17 protein-coding genes are annotated in these 22,062 nt (G+C 64.0%); 11 read left to right on the top strand and 6 right to left on the bottom strand.

Going from position 1 to position 22,062, the window contains the following annotated elements:
* Positions 1-107: 107 nt before the first annotated feature.
* Positions 108-1,076, bottom strand: a complete 969-nt coding sequence (locus ACB031_RS07380) for a nucleoside hydrolase (RefSeq protein WP_371139290.1) — start codon at positions 1,074-1,076, stop codon at positions 108-110.
* Between the two features lie 292 nt (positions 1,077-1,368).
* On the opposite strand from ACB031_RS07380, the gene ACB031_RS07375 reads away from it, so the two are divergent.
* A complete protein-coding gene (locus tag ACB031_RS07375; protein WP_371139289.1) occupies positions 1,369-1,926 on the top strand; it encodes a HutD family protein in 558 nt (185 codons plus the stop codon).
* A gap of 14 nt (positions 1,927-1,940) precedes the next feature.
* Here ACB031_RS07375 and ACB031_RS07370 read toward each other — a convergent pair whose 3' ends face one another.
* Positions 1,941-2,147: a hypothetical protein gene (locus ACB031_RS07370; protein WP_005302947.1), complete on the bottom strand. Its 207-nt coding sequence runs from the start codon at positions 2,145-2,147 to the stop codon at positions 1,941-1,943.
* Positions 2,148-2,338: 191 nt separating this feature from the next.
* A complete protein-coding gene (azu, locus tag ACB031_RS07365; RefSeq protein ID WP_005302949.1) occupies positions 2,339-2,779 on the bottom strand; it encodes an azurin in 441 nt (146 codons plus the stop codon).
* Positions 2,780-3,111: 332 nt separating this feature from the next.
* On the opposite strand from azu, the gene ACB031_RS07360 reads away from it, so the two are divergent.
* On the top strand, positions 3,112-4,152 hold the full coding sequence (locus ACB031_RS07360; RefSeq protein WP_371139288.1) for an FAD:protein FMN transferase: 1,041 nt from the start codon (positions 3,112-3,114) through the stop codon (positions 4,150-4,152).
* A gap of 155 nt (positions 4,153-4,307) precedes the next feature.
* On the opposite strand, the gene ACB031_RS07355 is transcribed toward ACB031_RS07360, so the two are convergent.
* Together ACB031_RS07355 and ACB031_RS07350 are read right to left on the bottom strand one after the other, a co-directional pair.
* Positions 4,308-5,513: an MDR family MFS transporter gene (locus ACB031_RS07355; protein WP_371139287.1), complete on the bottom strand. Its 1,206-nt coding sequence runs from the start codon at positions 5,511-5,513 to the stop codon at positions 4,308-4,310.
* A gap of 258 nt (positions 5,514-5,771) precedes the next feature.
* A complete protein-coding gene (locus ACB031_RS07350; protein WP_017780694.1) occupies positions 5,772-6,197 on the bottom strand; it encodes an Hsp20/alpha crystallin family protein in 426 nt (141 codons plus the stop codon).
* 255 nt (positions 6,198-6,452) lie between these two features.
* Here ACB031_RS07350 and ACB031_RS07345 point away from each other — a divergent pair, with 255 nt between their 5' ends.
* The 5 genes from ACB031_RS07345 to ACB031_RS07325 all read left to right on the top strand — a co-directional run bounded on the left by ACB031_RS07345 (position 6,453) and on the right by ACB031_RS07325 (position 14,694).
* Positions 6,453-8,099, top strand: coding sequence for a tetratricopeptide repeat-containing response regulator (locus ACB031_RS07345; protein WP_010633387.1), 1,647 nt, complete (start codon positions 6,453-6,455; stop codon positions 8,097-8,099).
* A gap of 60 nt (positions 8,100-8,159) precedes the next feature.
* Positions 8,160-9,122, top strand: coding sequence for an ion channel (locus ACB031_RS07340; RefSeq protein ID WP_371139286.1), 963 nt, complete (start codon positions 8,160-8,162; stop codon positions 9,120-9,122).
* Positions 9,123-9,234: 112 nt separating this feature from the next.
* Positions 9,235-10,041 (top strand): exodeoxyribonuclease III, encoded by an 807-nt coding sequence (xthA, locus tag ACB031_RS07335; protein ID WP_252601338.1) that lies wholly within the window; start codon positions 9,235-9,237, stop codon positions 10,039-10,041.
* Positions 10,042-10,380: 339 nt separating this feature from the next.
* Entirely contained in the window at positions 10,381-11,580 is a 1,200-nt protein-coding gene (locus ACB031_RS07330) for an efflux RND transporter periplasmic adaptor subunit (protein ID WP_024943359.1), read from the top strand.
* 9 nt (positions 11,581-11,589) lie between these two features.
* Positions 11,590-14,694: an efflux RND transporter permease subunit gene (locus ACB031_RS07325; protein WP_017786317.1), complete on the top strand. Its 3,105-nt coding sequence runs from the start codon at positions 11,590-11,592 to the stop codon at positions 14,692-14,694.
* Positions 14,695-14,808: 114 nt separating this feature from the next.
* Here the strand turns inward: ACB031_RS07325 and ACB031_RS07320 are convergent, their stop codons facing one another.
* The gene (locus ACB031_RS07320) at positions 14,809-15,993 is read right to left on the bottom strand and encodes an OmpP1/FadL family transporter (RefSeq protein WP_371139285.1); all 1,185 of its coding nucleotides are present in this window, start codon (positions 15,991-15,993) and stop codon (positions 14,809-14,811) included.
* Between the two features lie 256 nt (positions 15,994-16,249).
* Between ACB031_RS07320 and ACB031_RS07315 the strand changes: the two genes are divergently transcribed.
* From ACB031_RS07315 to ACB031_RS07300, 4 genes are all read left to right on the top strand, one after another.
* Positions 16,250-16,687: a hypothetical protein gene (locus ACB031_RS07315; RefSeq protein ID WP_371139284.1), complete on the top strand. Its 438-nt coding sequence runs from the start codon at positions 16,250-16,252 to the stop codon at positions 16,685-16,687.
* Positions 16,688-16,995: 308 nt separating this feature from the next.
* Positions 16,996-18,513: an efflux RND transporter periplasmic adaptor subunit gene (locus ACB031_RS07310; RefSeq protein ID WP_371139283.1), complete on the top strand. Its 1,518-nt coding sequence runs from the start codon at positions 16,996-16,998 to the stop codon at positions 18,511-18,513.
* Positions 18,510-21,659 (top strand): efflux RND transporter permease subunit, encoded by a 3,150-nt coding sequence (locus ACB031_RS07305; protein WP_371139282.1) that lies wholly within the window; start codon positions 18,510-18,512, stop codon positions 21,657-21,659. Before ACB031_RS07310 ends, ACB031_RS07305 begins: the two co-directional genes overlap by 4 nt.
* A 31-nt stretch (positions 21,660-21,690) precedes the next feature.
* Positions 21,691-22,053: a copper-binding protein gene (locus ACB031_RS07300; RefSeq protein WP_371139281.1), complete on the top strand. Its 363-nt coding sequence runs from the start codon at positions 21,691-21,693 to the stop codon at positions 22,051-22,053.
* Positions 22,054-22,062 lie beyond the last annotated feature (9 nt).

Below are 22,062 nucleotides of genomic sequence, written 5' to 3'. Positions count from 1 at the left end.
TTCACACGGTTGCTGCCAGTATAAGCCGCAACTGGCCCCCAATTGTTTGGTGCGGATCACAGCCGCGTCTCAAGTCCGACCGCAAGCCACCCTGCTCGCCTAGCCCTCTAGCGGTTGCGACCCCAAGCCACCAGCGTCTCCCGATAGAGCGCCAGCAGCGCCTGCTCCCGCACCGCCACCCCGACCTGCTGGGCAGGATGGTCGGCCCACTCATCGTGGGGGTGGGACTTGCCGTCAAATTTCTGCAGGGTGTGACCGATGGCAGGGCCGTCGTTGATGACCCGCACCGGCCCCGCGCGCAGGGTGAACAGGGTCGGATCGATCACGTAGGCGATGGCGGACGGGTCGTGCACGTGGCAACCGTCGAGCCCGATCCGCTCGGAGTAGAAGCGCAGGTAGAAGCGGCTGACATCCCACAGGAAACGGCCTGGCTCCCCCGCTTCATCGCGCAGTGCGTCCAGATAGGCGCTGCTGAAGAAACTCTGCTGGGTCACGTCCAGCCCGATGATCACCACAGGCCAGCGGGCGGTGAACACCCGATCGGCGGCATCCGGATCGTCGTGGATGTTGGCCTCGGCATAGGGGGTCACATTGCCGCGATGGCCGTTGACGCCGAAGGCGCCGCCCATCACCACCACCTGCTTCACCAGGCCGGCAATCTCGGGGGCCGCCTGCAGCGCCAGCGCCAGGTTGGTGAGCGGCCCTATGGTGACCAGGGTGATCTCGCCGGGAGCAGCCTTCACCGCTTCGACGATATACTGCCAGGCCGGCCGGGGATCCGGTGTGAGCGTCACCTCCCCCGCCGTCACGTCGCCAAACCCGCTCGGGCCGTGTACCACAGTGGTCGGGCCCACCGGCTCGCGTCGCAGCGGGGCGGCCGCCCCCTGCGCCACATCCGCCTTCATGCCGTATTGCTGCTTGAGCCAGAGGGCGTTGTGGGTGCCGTTCTCGATGGTGGCATTGCCAAATACCGTGGTGATGGCGAGCAGCTCGATGGCGGGGTGGGCTTCGGCAAACAGAATTGCCATGGCGTCATCGATACCGGGATCGGTATCCAGAATGATCTTGTGAGTCATGGGGCCTCCTTGGGCAACAGAACCGCCAGTGTAGCGAGCCGCCGCCGCTTTAACAGCGACGGGATCACAGCCTGCCGTTTTGCCCTCTCGCCGCCCTGCACAAGTGGTTGCGTTTCATACAGCCGCGACGGGCAAGCAGCCAACGCAAGGGCGATGGCTGGCCTGACTGATGAAACTGATGAAATAGTGGGCGGGCAGTGCGGGACAGGCAGACGCAACCTTGTGGGCCGGCGGGCGGGATGGTATCACTGGGCCACACAATTCACTCCGCTCACCAACTGCCGAGGCGCCATTGATCACCCTGATAAAAGAGTCCGACCAGCTGAAGATGCCCTGGAAGAACAAGCAGGGCACCACAGCCCAGATCCTCATCTCCCCTGCCGGCGCCAGCCTCGACAAGCTCGATTTTGCCTATCGGCTGAGCTCGGCGCCCATCAAGGGGGCAGGCCTCTTCTCGAAATTCCCCGGCTATCAGCGCATCCTGCTGCCCATCAGCGGGGCCGGCTTCGTGCTAAACGGCCACCCCTACGCCACCTTCGAGGCGGCCCACTTCAGCGGGGATGACGACACCCACTGCGAGCTGCTGAAAAAAGAGGTGACGGATCTGGGGCTCATCTATGATCCGGCCCGCCTCAGCGCCAACGTGCGGGTGCTCAACCTCCCCTTCCCGCTCACCCTCACCCTGGAGACGGACAAGACCTATCTCTGCTACCTGCTGAGCGGCCAGCTCACGGCGGCGGGCCAGCCCATGGCGGTCAACGAAACCCTGCTGATCAGCGGCGAGCAGAGCATCCAGTTCGACTGCCAGAAGAAGAGCGCTATCGCCTTCTTTACCCTGCAGCCCAGGTAGGTGGCTGGCGCCGGTCAGCGTTTCGGCGCCCGGCCGCCGCTGTCGAGGCAGGCCTGCATGGAGTCATAGGGGGTGTAGTGCTTGGTGCGGCTGTAGTAGGTACCCCCCTTGGGATGGCAGATGCCGTTGCGGCTCTTCTTCACCGGCGGCTCTGCCGCCAGCGCAATGGCGCATACCAGCAGCAGGCAACAGCCGACCACCCAATTGATGGCGTTTCTCACGACAAACGACTCCTCTCACACGAACCATCAGGCCCGAAAGGGGCCTATCTTACCCGCTATGCTCGCCACTCACCCCGCGCCGGATCATATAACGGCACACAACTCCCGGCGCAGAGCCAGGGTTTCCTACGGCATGGCAAGCGGCCACAAAAAAGCCGGGCACTGCCCGGCTTCTGAATCGGCACCACGTCTTAGCCGACCTTGAAGGTGCCCTTCATCATGGCGAAGTGACCGGGGAAGGAGCAGAAGAAGGTGAGGTCTTTGCCGGCCAGGCCGTCGGTCTTGAAGGTGACGCTGGTGCTCTCGCCGCCACCCACCAGCTTGGTGTGGGCCAGTACGCGTGGATCATCCTTGGGCAGGTAGTTGTTCTCGGCGCCGGCGCTCATGCCCGCGGTGGCAACGGCCTGATAGTCGGCGGTGTTGGCCAGCGCCCAGTTGTGGCCCATGGCGGTCACCGGCATCTTGCCGGTGTGGTTCAGGGTCACGGTCACCTCTTTGCAGGTGGCCGGTACGCTCATCTCCTTGAGGTTGTACTGCATGGCATCATTGCCTTCGATGACCAACGCGCACTCATCGGCCAGAGCCGGGGCAGCCAGGGTGCTCAGAAACAGCAGGGTAATCGCCTTTTTCATCATCCTCTCCTTTGATTGGCAATAGATGGCAACACAATTGCCTGCAGGCTCGCACCATGGCTGGCAAACATGCTGTCAAAATCGACCTTATTCTACTCAACTGTCGTCATTCGGCTATGCCTTTAGCGCAAAGCTGCGGGTCAGGTCACCAGATTGTTCCCATTATTTGACTGGACAAACCGGCCGCGCCGCCCATTAACCATTCTTTGTTTAATTATCTCCCGCGCTTTTCTCCAACCGACGCTCGCCCGCCGCCGCGCCCTTGGCTAAGCTGGCGACCCCGGCTCGCAGCCCACGCCCGAGCCATCCGTTTTTAGCCAGAGAGATCTCGCATGTCGCTTCTTGCTCGCCCGGCCCCCCGCGGCCTGTTGTTGACCCTGCTGCTGATGCTGACCGCCTGTCAGCCAGCCCCGACCCAGACCCGTATCCAGGGCAAGACCATGGGCACCTATTATGCGGTGACCCTGAGCGATCCCTTCCCGGGCGGGGAGCCTGCGCTGCAGCAGGAGGTCGACGCCCTGCTGGCGCGCATGAACCACGAGATCTCCACCTACGACCCGAACTCCCTCATCTCCCGCTTCAATCAGGGCAGCGGCCAGCCCCCCATGGCCATTCCCGCCACCATGGCCAAAATCGTGCAACAAGGCATCGATGCCGGCCATCTCACCGCAGGCAAGCTCGACGTCACCGTAGGCCCCCTGGTCAACCTGTGGGGATTCGGGCCGGACAAACGTCCCATCAAGCGCCCCAGCGCCGAGCAGATCGCCAGCGCCCGCCAGAAGGTGGGCATCGACCGGCTGACATTGGTGCCCGAGGGTGATCACTTCCTGCTCGGCAAGGGCATTCCCGATCTCTACCTCGATCTCTCCACCCTGGGCGAGGGGGCGGCCTCCGACGAGATTGCCGGCCTGCTCGAGCAAAAAGGGGTGCACAACTACCTCATCGAGGTGGCCGGCGCCGTGCGCAGCAAGGGCAACAACGCCAAGGGCAAGCCCTGGCGGGTGGCCATCGTCGAGCCGTCCGACCAGCCCGGCGCCTTCTCGGACGTGGTGATCCCCAACGGCATGGCCCTCAGCACCGCCGGCAGCTATCGCAACTACTACGAGCTCGACGGCCAGCGCTACTCCCACATCATCGACCCCGCCACTGGCCAGCCCATCACCCACAAGCTGGTCTCCGCCAGCGTCATCACCCCGACTGCGCTCGAGGCCGACGCCCTCGACACCGCCCTCATGGTGATGGGGCCGGAACAGGCGATGGCCTTTGCCAAGGAGCATGGGCTCGCGGTCTACCTCATCGTCAAGACCGAGCAGGGCTTCGCCGCCAGCCACCCCCCCCAGTTCGCCCCCTATCTGGTTCCCAAGCAGCCATAAAGCGGCAACCATGACCCAGCAATCATAACAACGAGGCCCCGCAGTGCGGGGCCTCGTTGCTTTCAAGCCGGCGTGATTCGATGGGAATGCAGTGAGGCATTGGCGCATCCCCTCGGCGACAGCAAACCAGTGAGCGCCGTCAACGCACTTGCGTGTTAATCCTCGCAACCGGCAGGCGAGGCCGACGGACGCGCCTCCCGGCGACCCATCCCGTAGAGGGCAAACACCAGCATGCAGATCGCGGTCATCACGGCGAACAGGGCCGGGCCACCCCACACTTGCAAGAACCAGCCTCCCACCATAGGCGAGAACGCCCAACCGAGCCCGGCCAGGGCGCTGGCGCCAAAGTAGCTCCCCTTGAGGTGGTCCGGCGCCATCTGGTCGATCAGCACGTTGAAGAGCGGAAACAGCACCGCCTCCCCCACGCTCAGCAAGAACATCGCCACCAACCAGGGCCACAGCAGGGCCGGGCTCGACAGGGCGAACATCACCTGGGCCGATGCCATCAGCAGGATGGAGAACTGCAGCCGCAGGCTCACCCGCCAGCGCCGGGTCAGGTGCAGCAGCGGAAACTGCAGGGTGATGATGGTGAGCGCATTGGTGGCCACCAGCAGGGCCACCAGAGTCTCCACCTCGGGGGCGCCGGCACGGGTCAGGTACTGGATCAGCGGCGACTCCACCTGGGCGTAGACCAGATTCATCAGCAGGTTGGCGAGGATGAACAGCATGAAGGCGCGATCCCGCCCCACCACCCTGAGCATGGCCCCCAGGGTGAGACCGGCATCCGGCCGACCGGTGCAGTCGCGGCGAAAGCCGAGCAGGAAGGCGATGCCGAGCAGACCATAGCTGGCGGCCGTCACCACGAAGGTCTCCTGGCGCGCACCCAGCCCCACCATGACGCCGATGAGGGGCCCCACCCCCGCCCCCACGTTGAGCAGGAAGTAGCGCAGGTGCAGAGCCAGCTCCCGCAACGCCTTCTCGGGCAGCAGATCCCCCATCAGCGCCTTGCCCGGGGTATCGATAAAGGCGTAGGAGAGCCCCGACCCAAACACCCCGAGGGTGATGAGCCAGAGGGAGTGGCCGAATCCGAGCAACAGGTAGGCACCGCACGACAGGGCGCAGCCGAGCAGCAGTATGGTGCGCCGGCCGAGCCGGTCGGAGAGCCAGCCAACGTAGAAGCCGATGAGGCAGGAGAGCACGGCCGCGCCGCCCAGCAGCATCCCGATGCCGGACGCCGAGAGAGCATACTCCCGGTAGAGCAGGATCGAGAGAAAGGGCCAGACCATGAAGAAACTGGTGCGCACCATGAAGGTGCCCAGGATCACGATCCAGACCAGCGGAGGAAAGGGGGGCAGGCGCATGGGAACTCCTTGTCGCGCAATGGTGGCTGATCCGCAGGGGAAAGCATTCAGTGGTATCAAAAGAACCCCACTTGCACAATCCCCTTCTGAAAAAATCCACCCGGAGGGGCTGTGCCGGAGCCGAGCGGGGGCGGCCTTGTGATCAGGAACGAGCCGGGGTCGCCGCCAGCTATCCCTGCCCTCTCCCCAGCCTGCTCCCCAACCGCCATAAAAGAGCGAGGCCCCGCACTGCGGGGCCTCGTGGTGTGCAAGCCGGCGCTACTCGATGGGGATGCGGTGGGGCGCCGGGGTCACCGCCTGCTTGGGCAGTTGCAGGGTGAGGATGCCGTTGTCGAAGCGGGCGACCACCTGCTCCGGCGTCACCTCCACCGGCAGTTCGACGGTGCGCGATACGCTGCCGAAATAGCGCTCGCTGCGCAGGGTGCGCTCATCCTGGCTCTGGCTGTCGTGCTGGCGGATCTCCGCCTTCAGGGTCACCAGCTTGCCGTGCACATCCACGTGGATGTCCTCCTTCGCCACCCCAGGCAGCTCCGCCTGCAGCAGATAGCCGCCGTCGCTCTCCTTGAGGTCCAGCTTGATCTGGCTCGGCAGCGGATCCCCGTGCAGGGGCCGGATGTAGAAACCGGAGGCCATGTCGTGAAACAGGTCATCAAACAGACTGGTACGGCCTGGTAGCAAACTCATTTGATTCCTCCTTGTGGTCACTGGATGGTCGAAGGCAGGCCCGCGGCCCGCCTCTTTTCAGTCTAAAAACCGGTGTGGGCGCCGCCAGTGCAATCCAGCGCCCGTTTGACCGGGATCAAGGGCTGCGGCGATTTTTTTCAGGCCCGGCGCCCCCTTGCCAGAGGAAAAACGGCGGCGGCATGGATGTTCAATTGCCTGTCTGCGCGCTTTGGTGGCACACTTCTGTTATCCGCCCGTAGCGCCCTGACCAGACAGATGCAGACACCGGAATCCGAGCCAGAGAAAAAAGCCCCACCCAAACCGAAGCGCATCCTGCTGGTCAACGAACAGCGCTCCTTTCAGGTGATGATGAAGGCGATGTTGATCAACATCGGCATCAGTCGCATCACCTATGTCAACTCGGCCGAAGAGGCCAGACGGCGCTGCCAGAAAGAGTCCTTCGACATCTACCTCATCGATTACGAGCTGGGGGTTGGCGAGAACGGTCGCCAACTGCTGGAGAGCCTGCGGGATCAGAAGCTCATCCCGCCCCAGAGCGTGGTGATCATGGTGAGCGGCGACAGCTCCCGCGCCATGGTGCTGAGCGCGCTGGAGGCCGAGCCCGACGAATACCTGATGAAGCCCTTCTCCCAGGAGCAGTTCTCGTTTCGCCTCAAACGTGCCCTCGCCCGCCGTCAGGCGCTGGAGAGCGTGTTCAGCGCCCTCGCCGAGGAGAACCTGACCACCCTGCTAGCCGCCTGCGCCGAGCGGGCCGATGCGGTGCCACGCTTTGCCAACTTCTGCCGCTGTCTGCAGGCCGATACCCAGCTCAAGCTGGGCCAGGCCAAGGAGGCCCGCAGCCTGATGCGCCAGCTGCTGGCTGGCCAGGAGAACAGCTGGGCCCGGCTCACCCTCGGCAAGGCGTGCCACACCCTGGGTCTGCACGAGGAGGCGGTGAGCCACCTGCAGGCGACCCTCAAAAACACCCCGCTGATGGTGGAGGCCCACCTCTGGCTGGCGGAATCCCTGCTGGCGCTCGGCAATGACGAGCAGGCCCAGCAGGAGCTCAAGCGGGCGGTGGACATCTCGCCCCAGTCGGTACAGCTCTCCCGCCGGCTGGCGGAGGTGTGTCTGCTGCGCCACGACTACGCCCAGGCCAAGGACGTGCTGCTCTCCCTCATCGACCTGTCGCGCAACTCGATCCACCGCACCCCCCACTATCTGGGGGCCTATATCCAGGCGCTGACCCTCTACGCCCTCAACAGCAACGACATCTACCACATCGCCAACCTGCAAAAGCAGGTCAACTCGGCCCTGTCGCGCATTCGCGATTCGTTGATGATGGCGGAGTTCAACTACCCGGTGTTCGAGCAGATCTGCCAGGCCCGGGTACAGATCGCCCTGGGGGAGCTGCTCAAGGGCAAGAAGATGCTCTACCGCGCCAACCAGAACTGGCTCGATCAACCGGCCACCATGCCCCCCAGCCTGCTGGGCGAGACCATACTCGCCCTCTATCAGCTCGGCGAGTTCGAATATGCCGAGAGTCTGCAGGCGCTGCTGGCCGAAGACGAGGATCGACTGCTCACCACCTGCATCCAGGCCACCCGCGACGACAAGACGGTGCTGGAACGCCGCCAGCGCTACCAGCAGCTCAACGAGCTGGGCATCAAGGCCTATCAGAGTGGCGAGCTGGAACAGGCGCTCGGCCACTTTCGCGAGGCGCTGCGCCGGGCGCCGGCCAATACCGGTGCCGCCCTCAACAAGATCCAGGTGCTGCTGCAGCTGATGCAGAAGAATCGCAAGAGCCCGGAGTTTGGCGCCGAGTGCAAGGAGACCCTGGAGGTGCTGGACGGCATCCCCCTCAACCCGGCCCAGCAGGACCGTTTTCGCAAGCTGCGTCAGGAGTTTACCCAGCTCAGCTGACCCCGCTCGCCGGCCGCTCGCCTATGCTGATACTGACTCGGCAAGGGGAGGAGACGGGCGATGGCCATGTGTCGATATCTGGTGGCGGATGGCCGCCACTGCAGCGAAGAGGCGGGGGAGCATGATCTGTGCCGCTGGCACGATCCCCATGGCCAGCATCAGGATCCCCACACCGCTCGCGAGCTGGAGCACTACGTCCACCAGGGCGGCCTGTGCCACGGCCTGCAACTGGCCCGCGCCAACCTGGCCGGCCTCAATCTGGTGAAGAAGGGCTCGCCGCACGGCTTTCTGCTGGAGCAGTGCAACCTCTACCGGGCCAATCTGCAGGGGGCTCACCTCTACGGCCTGCGCATGAAGGGGGGCAGCCTGATGAAGGCCGATCTGAGCGATGCCAACCTGCACTGCGCCACCCTCGACGACGTCAACCTGCTCGGCATCCGCTGGCACAACACCCGCCTCGACAACCTGGATACCGGCAAACGGCTGATGCAGGACAGAAAGGGGCGCCGCGAGCGGGACCCGGTGCAGGCCCGGATCTGGTTCAAGGAGGCCGAGGAGACCTACCGGGATCTGCGCAAGGCCTCGGAGGCCCAGGGCATCTTCACCATGTCCGGCCGCTACATTCAGCAGGAGCTCACCATGCGCCGGCTGCAGCTGCCATTCTGGTCCGGTCGCCGCTTCACCTCCTGGATAGTCGATCTCTTCTGCGGCTACGGCGAGGCCCCCATGCGGGTGGTGCTCTTCTCCCTGCTGCTCATCTTCATCTGCAGCCTCTTCTACTTCTTCTTTGGCCTGAGCTTCAACGGCAACCACCTCGTCTATCGACCCGGCGCCCCTTTCGAGCAGAACGCCATCTTCCTGCTGGAGTGCCTCTACTACAGCGTGGTGACCTTCACCACGCTAGGGTACGGGGACTTCACCCCGGTGGGGCTGTCGCGGATCTTCGCCGCCTTCGAGGCCTTCACCGGCAGCTTTACCCTGGCGCTGTTTGTGGTGGTGTTTGTCAAAAAGATGACCCGTTGAGCCCAGGCGCAACGGGCGTGCCACCCCAGAGGTGGCAGCTCGCCTTCACTTGCATCCACCGCCGATTCCTAGTCCAATAGCCACTTATAAAAATGACATGAGCATCCCGGACATGAAGATCATCTCTTTCAATATCAATGGCCTGCGCGCCCGTCTGCACCAACTGCAAGCCATCATCGACAAGCATCAGCCGGATGTGATCGGCCTGCAGGAGATCAAGGTACACGACGAGGCCTTCCCGCTGGCCGACGTGGAGGCCATGGGCTATCACGTCGAGTTCCACGGCCAGAAGGCCCACTACGGGGTCGCCATCATGAGCAAACAGAAGCCGGTCAAGGTGGAGAAAGGCTTCCCCACCGACGATGAAGAGGCCCAGCGCCGCATGATCATGGCCACCTTCGAGCGCGAAGACGGCTCCCTCATCAAGGTGATGAACGGCTACTTCCCGCAGGGGGAGAGCCAGGATCACGAGACCAAGTTCCCGGCCAAGCAGAAGTTCTACGAGGATCTGCAGCACTACCTCGAGACCAATCACACCCCGGGCGATCAACTGGTGCTGATCGGGGATATGAATATCTCCCCCACCGATCTCGACATCGGCATCGGCGAGGCGAACCGCAAGCGCTGGCTGCGGGACGGCAAGTGCTCCTTCCTGCCCATTGAGCGCGAGTGGATGGAGCGTCTGAAAGGGTTCGGCCTGACCGACACCTTCCGCGCCGCCAACCCCACCGAGTGCGAGCGCTTCTCCTGGTTCGACTACCGCTCCAAGGGCTTTGACGAGAACCGCGGCCTGCGCATCGACCTCATCATGGCCTCCGACTCCCTCAAGGACAAGGTGACCGAGACCGGCATCGACTACGAGCTGCGCGGCATCGAGAAGCCCTCCGACCACGCCCCCATCTGGGCTTGCTTCGCCTGACAATGACAACTGAGGGGGCATTTGACGCCCCCTCTGTGACCAAGCCCCCACTTCCCCCGTTTTTTCCTTCTTATAATTTCTCCCTGAGCCCTCGCATCCGGGCAACACCACGCCGAAAGAGGCCTGCGGGCTGACACAGATTGTCGCTGGCCCCTCGCCCCCATGCCGCCAGATGCAAACAACTTTCACTGCCGAGCAGCTTGGGTTCAATATTCGTGCTTTATCATTAAAAAACTGTCAGTAATCCAATAAGTTAAATTTGTAACCATGCAGTTAACCATGTTCATGAAGAGAAAGGGTGGGCGCGGCAATCGTGCACCATCCCACAGGAGTGTGATGATGAAGGTGCAATCCGTCAGGGAAGAGATGTTCAAGCGCGGCTGTATCGCCCTGGCACTGGCCAGCGCACTGACCGCCTGTGGTGATGAACCCGCCGCCAGTGCCCAGGCACTGCCAGCGGTGCCCGTGGTGGTGGCCGAGGTCAAACTGACCGACGTGCCGCTGACCACCGAGATGGTGGGCGAGACCGCCGGCTTTCGCGAAATTGACGTGCGCTCCCGGGTGAGCGGCATCCTGCTCAAACGCACCTACATCGAAGGACAGCCGGTCACTGCCGGTCAGGCACTGTTCCTGATCGACCCCGAGCCCTACAAGGTGGCGCTGGAGCAGGCCAAGGGCACCCTGGCCCAGGAGCAGGCGCGCCTCAACAAGGCTCGCGCCGACCGCGATCGCATCATCCCGCTGTTCAAGCGTCAGGTGGTGAGCCGCAAGGACTATGACGACACCATCGCCAACTACGAAGCCGCCGTCGCCAGCCACCAGGCCGCCCAGGCCAAGGTGAAAGAGGCCGAGCTCAACCTCAGCTACACCCAGGTCACCGCCCCCATCAACGGCATGGCGAGCAAGAGCTCCCAGTCCGAGGGGAGCCTCATCTCCACCAGCGGCGAGAACGGCCTGCTCACCACCATCACCCAGTTCGACCCGCTCTACGTCAACTTCTCCTACTCGGAGCAGGATCGCCTCAACTTCGATAATGCGGTGAAGCAAGGGTTGATTGAAGCCAAGGACGCCACCAACTGGCGTACCCACATCCGGCTGGCGGACGGCTCCGTCTATCCCCAGGCGGGCAAGCTCAACTTCTCCGACAGCCGGGTCGACCCGGCCACCGGCACCATTCGCGCCCGCGCCATCTTCGACAACAAGAACGGGGTTCTGCTGCCCGGCCAGTTCGTGCGCATGACCATCGATCTAGGCACCCGCAAGAACGCCATCGTGGTGCCGCCCCGCGCCATCGTCCAGTCCCAGGCCGACCGCATGGTGATGGTGGTGGATGCCGACAACAAGGTGGTGCCCCGTCCGGTCAAGCTGGGGTCGGTGGTCGACAGCGGCGTATTGATCGACAAAGGCCTGCAGGCCGGCGATCGCTACATCGTCGAAGGGCTGATGAAGGCTCGTCCCGGCGCCGTGGTCAAACCGGTTTCCGCCGAGGAGATGAAGGCGATCAACGCCAAGATCACCCAGGGTGCCGCTGGCAAATAAGGAGCCCCCATGTTTTCCAAGTTCTTTATCGAACGTCCCATCTTCGCCAGCGTGATTTCGATCATCATAGTGCTGGGCGGGATGGCGGCAATGCGCGCGCTCCCGGTGGAGCAGTATCCCCAGATCACCCCCGCCGTGGTCTCGGTGACCGCCTTCTACCCGGGTGCCACCCCGGAGGTGATCTCCCAGACCGTGGCCGCCCCCATTGAACAGCAGGTCAACGGGGTCGAGAACATGATCTACATGCAATCGGGCTCCGCCTCCAACGGCCAGATGAACCTCAACGTCTACTTCGACATCGGGGTCGATCCCGATCAGGCGACCATCGACGTCAACAACCGGGTCTCGGCCGCCATGGCCCAGCTGCCGGAAGAGGTGAAGAAGCAGGGGGTGACGGTGCGCAAGAAGTCCACTTCCATCCTGCAGGTGATCACCCTGCAATCCCCCAGCGGCTCGTTTGATACCACCTATCTGTCGAACTACGCCCTGCTCAACATCATCGACGAGCTCAAGCGTATTCCCGGCGTGGGGGACACCTCCCTGTTCGGCGGTACCGACTACGCCATGCGGATCTGGCTGCGCCCGGACCGGCTGGCCCAGCTGCAGCTCACCCCGAGCGACGTGATCGGAGCCATCCGCGAGCAGAACACCCAGTTCGCGGCGGGCAAGATCGGCTCCCAACCCACCAGCACCCCCACCGACTTCACCTACACGGTGCAGACCAAGGGGCGCCTCGATGACGTGAAGGAGTTCCAGAACATCATCATCCGCGCCATGCCGGACGGCTCCAAGATCCGCGTCAAAGACGTGGCCAGGGTCGAGCTCGGCGGCAAGGACTACGACGTGCTGGCCCGCGCCAACGGCAAGCCGGCCATCGGCATCGCCACCTACCTGCAACCGGGTGCCAACGCGGTGGCGGTGGCCGATCAGGTGCGCGAGACCATGGATCGCCTGCAGGGCCGTTTCCCGCAGGACGTGGAGTACCAGATCCCCTACGACACCACAGAGTTCGTGAAGATCTCCATCGAGGAGGTGGTCAAGACCCTGCTCGAGGCGATCGTGCTGGTGTTCGTGGTGGTCTATCTGTTCCTGCAGAACTTCCGCGCCACCCTGATCCCCTGTATCGCGGTGCCGGTGTCACTCATCGGTACCTTCGCCGGCATGCTGATGCTGGGCTTCTCCATCAACCTGTTGACCCTGTTCGGCATGGTGCTCGCCATCGGTATCGTGGTGGATGACGCCATCGTGGTGCTGGAGAACGTCGAGCGGATCATGAGCGAGAAGAAGTGCTCCGCCAAGGAGGCCGCCATCCTAGCCATGCAGGAGGTCTCCGGCCCCGTGGTCGCCATCGTGCTGGTGCTCTGCGCCGTGTTCCTGCCGGTCGCCTTCATGGGCGGCATGACCGGGGTGATGTACAAGCAGTTCGCCATCACCATCGCCGTGTCGGTGGCCATCTCCGGCCTGGTAGCGCTCACCCTGTCGCCGGCCCTGTGCGCCATCCTGTTGAAAGAAGGCCACCACCAGCCGGCCCGCTTCTTCGTCTGGTTCAACAATGCCTTTGATCAGCTGACCCGCCGCTATGTGCGCGGGGTGGCCTTCCTCAACCGCCGGGTCGGCGTGGCCTTTGGCATCATCGCCATCATCCTCGCCAGCAGCTATGTGCTGTTCCACAAGGTGCCGGGCGCCCTGGTGCCGGACGAGGATCAGGGTTATCTCATCGGCTCGGTTATGCTGCCCGATGCCGCCGCCCTGACCCGTACCCAGGCGGTTGCCAATGATTTTGACAAAATGGCCATGGCCAACCCCAGCGTGAAGGACGTGGTCACCTTCTCGGGCTTTGACATCCTGTCCGGCTCCATCATCAGCAACCGAGGCCTCACCTTCATCACCCTGAAAGACTGGAAAGAGCGTCAGGGTGAGGGTCAGGACTCCTTCTCCCTGGCCAAGACCTTCCAGGGGATGAGCCTGATGGGGCTGGCCGATGGCTTCACCGCCACCTTCAACCCGCCTCCCATCCAGGGCATGTCCACCACCGGCGGCCTCGAAGGCTATCTGCAGAACCGCGGCACCGGCGACGTGCACGCCTTCGCGGGCGAAGTGCAACGCCTGATCGATGCCGCCAAGCAGCGCCCAGAGTTCGCCAGCGTGAGCACCACCTTCCGCGCCAACGTGCCCCAGGTCTACCTGGATCTCGACCGCGAGAAGGCCAAGGCGCTGGGGCTGCCCATCAACGCCGTGTTCGACACCATGCAGGCCACCTTCGGCCAGGTCTACGTCAACGACTTCAACCAGTTCGGTCGTACCTACCGGGTCCAGTTGCAGTCCGAGGCGGATTACCGTGCCAAGAAGGATGACATCCGCAACGTCTATGTCCGCTCCAACAGCGGCGAGATGATCCCCCTCACCAGCCTGGTGACGGTGCGCGACGCCACCGGCCCCGAACTGGTGGAGCGTTTCAACATCTTCCCGGCCGCCAAGATCATGGCCCAGCCGGCGCCTGGGGTGAGCTCGGGTCAGGCCATTGCCGCCCTGGAGGAGATCGCCGCCCAGACCCTTGGCAACGACGCCAAGCTGGAGTGGACAGGTGCCGCCTACCAGGAGAAAGCGGCTGCCGGCAGCGCCGCCACGGCGTTTGGTTTCGGCATCGTGATGATCTTCCTCATCCTGGCCGCCCAGTATGAGCGCTGGAGCCTGCCGTTTGCGGTGATCACCGCCGTGCCGTTCGCCCTGTTCGGCGCCCTGCTCGCCACCTGGGCCGTGGGGCTCACCAACAACGTCTACTTCCAGATAGGTCTGGTGACGCTGGTGGGGCTGGCGGCCAAGAACGCCATCCTGATCGTGGAGTTCGCGGTGATGAAGCATGAAGAAGGGATGACCCTCATCGAGTCGGCCCTGGAGGCGGCGCGCCTGCGTTTTCGCCCCATCGTGATGACCTCGCTGGCGTTTATCCTCGGCTGTGTGCCCCTGGTCACCTCCAGCGGCGCCGGTGCGGCGAGCCGCCACGCCCTCGGCTGGCCGGTCATCGGCGGCATGCTGGCGGCGACCTTCATCGCCATCTTCTTCATCCCGCTCTTCTTCCGCCTCATCATGCGGCGCTCGGAAAAACGGGCCTGACCACTCAAGTCACGCTCACCCGGCCCCTCCTTCATGGAGGGGCTTTTTTTATCGTCCCCGTTCGCCGGCAAGAGAACACACAGCCGGCTACCTCCCAACGCGACTAGTCAGGCCTCAGAACTGGTGCTGCACCCCTATGCTCAAGAAGTTCAGGTAGCTGTTGTGGTAGGTACCTGACAGCTGGGGGCGACCTACCCCCTGTTGATCCACCGCCATGTCGCCCAGCCAGGCCAGGGTATAGCTGGCTTCCAGCCTGGTGGCTGGTGTCAGCTGATAGCTGGCCCCCAGACCCCAGCGCCAGCTCTCGCCCAGCGGGAGGGTAACAGTGCGGTGCACGTCGTCCACGGCGCTGCTGTCATAGCCGATGCCGCTGCTCAGGCGCAGGGCCGGCGTCACATCAAACTGGGTGCCCAGGCTCAGGTGCCAGGTGTCCTGGTACTGCATATCAAGGGTTCGGCTCTGCTGTCCCGACGCGAGATCCACCTCGCCAAAGCGGGACCACTGCTGCCAGTTGGCACTGGCCAGCAGGGCCCATTGCGGGTTGAGCTGGTGATAGCCACTCAGGGTCAGGGTCTGCGGGATCATCATCTCCACCCCCAGCCCGGCTCCATTCAGTCGGCTCAACGGCTGATCGTCCAGCTCCCACTTCAATTCGGAGACGTAGCTCAACCCGATGCGGGAGTCCTGATCCAGCTCGTAGAGCCCCCCGAAGGAGGCGCCATATGCCCAGTCGCTGTCGGAAAATGCCTGACTGGTTGAACCGTTCGGCGTCATGTCCAGTGAGGCCTCCAGCGCCCCATGCATGGCGATCAGGCTGGCCCCCACCGACCAGTGGTCATCGACGCGATACGCCAGGCTGGGAGCAAAGGCGATCCCGGTCAGCTTGGCAGACTGCACATAGCCACGCCCCTGCCACCCCTCGCCATAATCGATCCCCAGCCCGTGACTGCCGAAGAGCCCGAGGCCGGCGACCCACTGCTCATCGATGGCGTGGGTCAGATAGAGGCTGCCGAGCGGGGCGCTCTGCAGGGCATTGCCGCCGTTGTTGCCCTCCTGCTCCAGATCCAGCTCGAGGTCGCCGTATACAGCGCCGCCATTGACCTGCAACTGGGTGCCTGCCAGCCTGGTCATGCCGGCCGGATTGCTGGCGATGGTCTCCGCCCCCTGGGCGCGGGCGGCCGCCCCTGCGTTGGCCAGGGCACTGTTGGCCGCGCTGGTTTCATACAAGGCAAGGCCGCCGGCCATGGCAGAGGGACTCAGCAAGGCTGCAAGCATCAGCACCAGCCGTCGTTGCTGCATATCGTTACTCCCGAACAATGAACTGGATGGAGACTCGCCAGAGAGACGGCTCAAACCCCCGGTTTGATGCCCTGGCAACTTCTGACTGGTACGCATCCTAACGAGAGAAGAAGCCGGCTTCATTAGGGTTGGCTATACGCCATCGTTAAGTGACGCTTAACGATTCATCAGGCCCCTCTCTGACACGGCCGGAGCCATTGACCTTCTCCTCAAGGCAAGGTTTACAGTGTCCCCAGTCATTGTCAGGATTTTCCCCATGCTCTCATCGAGATTGCCCACAGAACGCATTGCCCGGCTGCTGCTGGGGCTGATGCTCATCTGCAATCTCACCCTCTGCATCGGCTGGCACGGGATGGATGCCCTCAACGCCGCCATGGCGCAAGAGAATCAGGCCATGAGCAGCAGCGCCATGCAGGGACTCTCCTGCCACGGGGCATCCCAGGATGCCGGGGCACCAGATGCCGCCAGCCAGGAGTGCCAGATGCACGGCGGACTCACCTCGAGCAGCAGCCCGGGCTTGCCGCTGCTGGCCGCCCTGCTGACCCTGCTCGCCCTGCCGTTGTTGCTGCTGCCCCTCGGGACGGCTGGCAGCGTGCTGGACAACTGGCTGCGGGATCCCTTCCTGCGATCCCGCGGTACCCACCCTCCCTCCTGGCCGCGCCGACACCTGATGCTGTCGGTGCTGCGCCACTAGAACGCTCTTCTCCCGCGACCGCGACAAGCCTCGACTTGTCCGTTTTCGGCCGCCTTGCCTGACCCTGTGCCCTGGCCGATTCGGCACACGCACAGGGAGCCGTGCGCACGCTGACCATTCAGCCGCGCCCAGTTTGCCGCCCGGACTCTGGTGATGCCTTGCCTGCACACCCCTCCGGCGCTCTGACAGAAGAGAAGAAGTATCATGTCATTTGCCCCGATCCCCGGCCTCGTGGCCGAACACGGCCGCCCCGCGCCTCTTGCCCACTGCGCCGACCTGCCCCACCCGTCCCGGACAGGAGGTGCGCGATGAGCCGGACCCTGTTGCTATCCACCCTGCTGCTCGCCCTCGGCGCCGGTGGCGGCTACTGGGCCGCCAAACAGACGGACGATGGCGCCACCGCCAAGGAGAAGACACCGCTCTACTGGGTCAACCCCATGGATCCCCGCGACAAGCGCGATGCCCCCGCCAAGGACAACATGGGGATGGACTTCATCCCCGTCTACGAAGAGAAGCAGGGCGGCTCCCCCGGCACCGTCACCATCAGCCCCGAGATCCAGCAGAACCTGGGGGTACGGCTGGCCAAGGTGGAAAAACTGCCCGTCCACCAGCAGATCGAGACGGTCGGCTATGTGGGTTATGACGAGGAGCGCCTCGAAGCCATCAACTCCCGGATGGCGGGCTGGATCCGCAACCTCGCCATCAAGAACGAGGGGCAGCAGGTGGCCAGGGGCAGCTTCATCTACGATCTCTACGCCCCGGACCTGGTGAACGCCCAGCACGAGTACCTGCTGGCCCTCAACACCACCAATCCCCTGCTGCTGCGCGCCGCCGAGGGCAAGCTCAAGTCCCTGCAGGTACCGGCGGATCAGATTGCGGCCCTCAAGCGCACCCGCAAGGTGCAGGAGACGGTGCGCATCTATGCCCCGAGCAGCGGCTATGTGTCAGAGCTCAAGGTGCGTGAAGGCCAGTATGTGGAGCCCGCCGCCCCCCTCTTCAACATCAGTACCCTCAAGCAGGTGTGGGTGAGCGCCGAGGTGTTCGAGCGCCAGGCCGCCCAGATCAGGGTCGGCGATCCGGTCACCATGACCCTGGACTATGCCCCTGGCCGCCGCTGGCAGGGTCGGGTGGATTACCTCTACCCGACGCTCGATGCCAGCACCCGCACCCTGCGGGTCCGCCTGCGTTTCGACAACCCGGACGAGTTCCTGAAACCCAACATGTTCGCCAAGGTGAGTATCGGTACCGGCAAAGGGGAGCCCCGTCTGGTGGTGCCGAGCGAAGCGGTGATCCGCACCGGCAGCCAGGACAGGCTGGTGCTGGCGCTGGGGGATGGCAACTTCAAGTCGGTGGCCGTCACCCTGGGCCCCCAGTTTGGTGACAAGGTCGCCATCGACGAGGGGGTCGAAGCCGGTGACAGCATCGTCAGCTCGGCCCAGTTCCTGCTCGACTCCGAGTCGGCCATCAATTCGGACTTCCAGCGCATGACGGCGGTGCGTCCCATGCAGGTATGGACCCAGGGCCAGGTGCAGAACATCGATCTCGCCGGGCGTACCCTCGGCATCTCTCACCAACCCATCCCCGAGTGGCAGTGGCCCGCCATGGAGATGGACTTCACCGTGGCCGACGGCGTGGACATCAGCCAGCTGAAGCCGGATCAGACCCTGCATCTGCAGGTGGAGCAGGAGGGGGACGAGTACCGCATCATCCAGATCCATGTGGAAGACAAGCCGGCAGCAGACGAGCCGATGAAAGAGGCCAAGGGCGAGATGCCAGGCATGGAAGGCATGGATCACAGCCAGCACCAGATGGGAGATAAATCATGATCCCTGCCATCATTCGCTGGTCCGTCGGCAACCGCTTTCTGGTGTTGCTGCTGACTGTCATGCTCACCGCCTGGGGGCTCTGGTCGGTCAAGCAGACCCCGGTGGACGCCCTGCCGGATCTCTCCGACGTACAGGTGATCATCAAGACCTCCTACCCGGGCCAGGCACCCCAGGTGGTGGAGGATCAGGTGACCTACCCGCTCACCACCGCCATGCTGGCAGTGCCGGGCGCCACCACGGTGCGCGGCTACTCCTTCTTCGGCGACTCCTTCGTCTATGTACTGTTTGACGACAGCACGGATCTCTACTGGGCCCGTGCCCGGGTGCTGGAGTACCTGAGTCAGGTTGCCCCCAATCTGCCTGCCGGGGCCCAGCCCCAGCTCGGGCCGGACGCCACCGGGGTGGGCTGGGTCTACCAGTACGCCCTGGTGGACAAAACCGGCAAGCACGATCTCAGCGAGCTCACGTCGCTGCAGAACTGGTTCCTGAAATACGAGCTGCAGACGGTGAACGGCGTCTCCGAAGTCGCCACCGTGGGCGGCATGGTGCGCCAGTACCAGGTGCGGGTCGATCCGGACAAGCTGCGCGCCTACGGCATCCCGCTCTCCCTCATCGAGACCGCCATCAAGCAGGGCAACCAGGAGACCGGCGCCTCCGTCATCGAGATGGCGGAGGCGGAGTACATGGTGCGCTCGAATGGCTATTTGAAGAGCGTGGAGGACTTAAAACAGATTCCGCTCGGCACCAATGTACGCGGCGCCCCGCTGCTGCTGGGTGACGTGGCGGACGTAGTCACCGGCCCCCAGATGCGGCGCGGCATCGCCGAGCTCAACGGCGAAGGGGAAGTGGTGGGCGGCATCATCGTCATGCGTTACGGCGAGAATGCCCAGCACACCATAGACGGGGTCAAGGCACGGCTGGCCGAGCTCAAATCCAGCCTGCCGGAGGGGGTGGAGATCGTCACCGTCTACGATCGCTCCGATCTTATCCAGCGCGCCATCGACAACCTCTCCGGCAAGCTGGTGGAGGAGTTCGCCGTGGTGGTGCTGGTCTGTCTCGCCTTCCTGTTCCACCTGCGCTCGTCCCTGGTGGTAGTCATCACCCTCCCTATCGCCATTCTGACCGCCTTTATCGTGATGCACCTGCAGGGGATCAACGCCAACATCATGTCGCTGGGGGGGATCGCCATCGCCATCGGCGCCATGGTGGACGGCGCCATCGTGATGATAGAGAACGTCCACAAGCACATGGAGCGGGAGGAGCTCACCGACAAGAACCGCTGGCGCATCATCACGGAGGCGAGCATCGAGGTCGGGCCGGCGATCTTCTTCTCCCTGCTCATCATCACCATGAGCTTCTTGCCGGTGTTTGCGCTGGAGGCGCAAGAGGGGCGCATGTTCCACCCGCTGGCCTTCACCAAGACCTACGCCATGGCCGCCGCCGCCGTGCTCGCCATCACGCTGGTGCCGGTCATCATGGGCTATTTCATCCGCGGCAAGGTACTGCCCGAGCAGGCCAACCCCCTCAACCGTGGCCTGAGCCAGGCCTATATCCCGTTGCTCAACGCCGTGCTGGCTCGCCCCAAGACCACCCTCGCCGCCGCCGCAGTGGTCACGATCGCAGGCTTTTGGCCGCTCCAGCACCTGGGCTCCGAGTTCATACCGCCGCTCGATGAGGGGGACATCATGTACATGCCCACCACCGCGGCCAATATCTCGGTGGGCAAGGCGCGGGAGATTTTACAGCAGACCGACAAGCTCATCCGCACCGTGCCCGAGGTGCAGAACGTGTTCGGCAAGGCGGGACGCGCCGACTCGGCCACCGACCCGGCGGATCTGGTGATGATGGAGACCAGCATCCAGCTCAAGCCCCGGGATCAGTGGCGCCCCGGCATGACCCCGGAGAAGCTGAAAGAAGAGCTCGACTCCCTCATCCGCTTCCCCGGCCTCACCAACGCCTGGGTGCCCCCCATCAAGACCCGCATCGACATGCTGGCCACCGGCATCAAGACCCCGGTGGGGATCAAGATTGCCGGCCCGGACCTCAAAGTGGTCCAGCAGATCGGCCAGCAGCTGGAGCAGATCGTTGGCAAGGTGAAGGGGGCCTCTTCCGTCTACGCCGAGCGGGTGGCCGGTGGCCGCTATGTGAAGGTGGACATCGACCGGCTGAAAGCGGCCCGCTACGGCCTCAATATCGCCGACGTACAGGCGGTGCTCGCCACCGCGGTGGGTGGCATGGAGGTGGGGCAGACCATTGAGGGGCGCGAACGCTACCCCATCAACCTGCGCTATCCCCAGAGCTATCGCGATTCGGTAGCCAGCCTCGAATTGCTGCCCCTGGTCACCCCCAAGGGGGAGCGGATCGCCCTGGCGGACGTGGCCCGGGTCTACATCAGCGACGAGGCACCCATGCTGCGCAGTGAAAACGCTCGCCTCAACGGCTGGGTCTACGTGGATATCCGTGGCCGCGACATCGGCTCATTCGTGAAGGAGGCCAAGGCCGAGGTTAGCAAGCAGCTGGTGCTGCCACCGGGCTACGCCCTCAGCTGGTCAGGTCAGTACGAATACATGGAGCGGGCCATGGAACGCCTCACTTACGTGGTGCCGCTCACCGTCGCCATTATCGTGCTGCTGCTCTATCTGGCGTTTCGCCGCTTCCAGGAGGTGCTGCTCATCCTCACCACCCTGCCGCTGGCGGTCGTGGGCGGGATCTGGACCCTCTGGCTGCTCGACTTCAACCTCTCGGTGGCGGTGGGGGTGGGCTTTATCGCCCTGGCCGGGGTGGCGGTGGAGACCGGGGTGCTGATGCTGGTCTACCTCAACCACGCCTGGGACGATCTGGTGGCCAGCGGCAAACCGGACCAGGCCGGTCTGCACCGGGCGGTGGTCCACGGCGCCGCCCTGCGCCTGCGCCCCAAGATGATGACGGTGGTCACCATCATCGCCGGCCTTCTGCCCATCATGTGGAGCCAGGGCACCGGCTCAGAGGTGATGCAGCGCATCGCCGCCCCCATGATAGGCGGCATGGTGACCGCCCTAGTGCTGACCCTGCTGGTGCTGCCCGCCGCCTATTACCTCTGGCGCAGCCGCACCCTGAAAACCCTCGACCACACGACTGCGCAGACGGATACGCCCGCTGCGCCCTGATCAACCGGACAACACAAACAAGGAAACCATCATGAACTACAAGACGCTGACACTGACCCTGCTGCTGGGCCTCGCCACCCACACCGGCCTGCAGGCCGAGGAGATGATGAACCATCAAGGGCACGACATGAGCCAGATGGGTGACATGCAGCAGATGGAGGGGATGCAGGAGAGGGTGATGACCAAGGGGGTCATCAGCCGCATCGACGTGGCAAATGGCAAGGTGGGCATCAAGCACGAGGCCATCGCGAACCTCAAGATGCCCCCCATGACCATGGTGTTCCAGGTGGCCGACCCGGCCCTGCTCAAGGATCTGCAGGTGGGGGATGTGGTGCGCTTCCACGCCGAAAGCCCGGCTGGCAAGCTGACGGTGACGGCTCTTCAGAAGCAGTAACGGGGCCGG

This window comes from Aeromonas sp. S8(2024), from assembly GCF_041403085.1.
Lineage (GTDB): Bacteria > Pseudomonadota > Gammaproteobacteria > Enterobacterales > Aeromonadaceae > Aeromonas > Aeromonas dhakensis.
The sequence above is the reverse complement of the archived record's forward strand: the minus strand, read 5'-3'. Positions and strand labels throughout refer to the sequence as shown.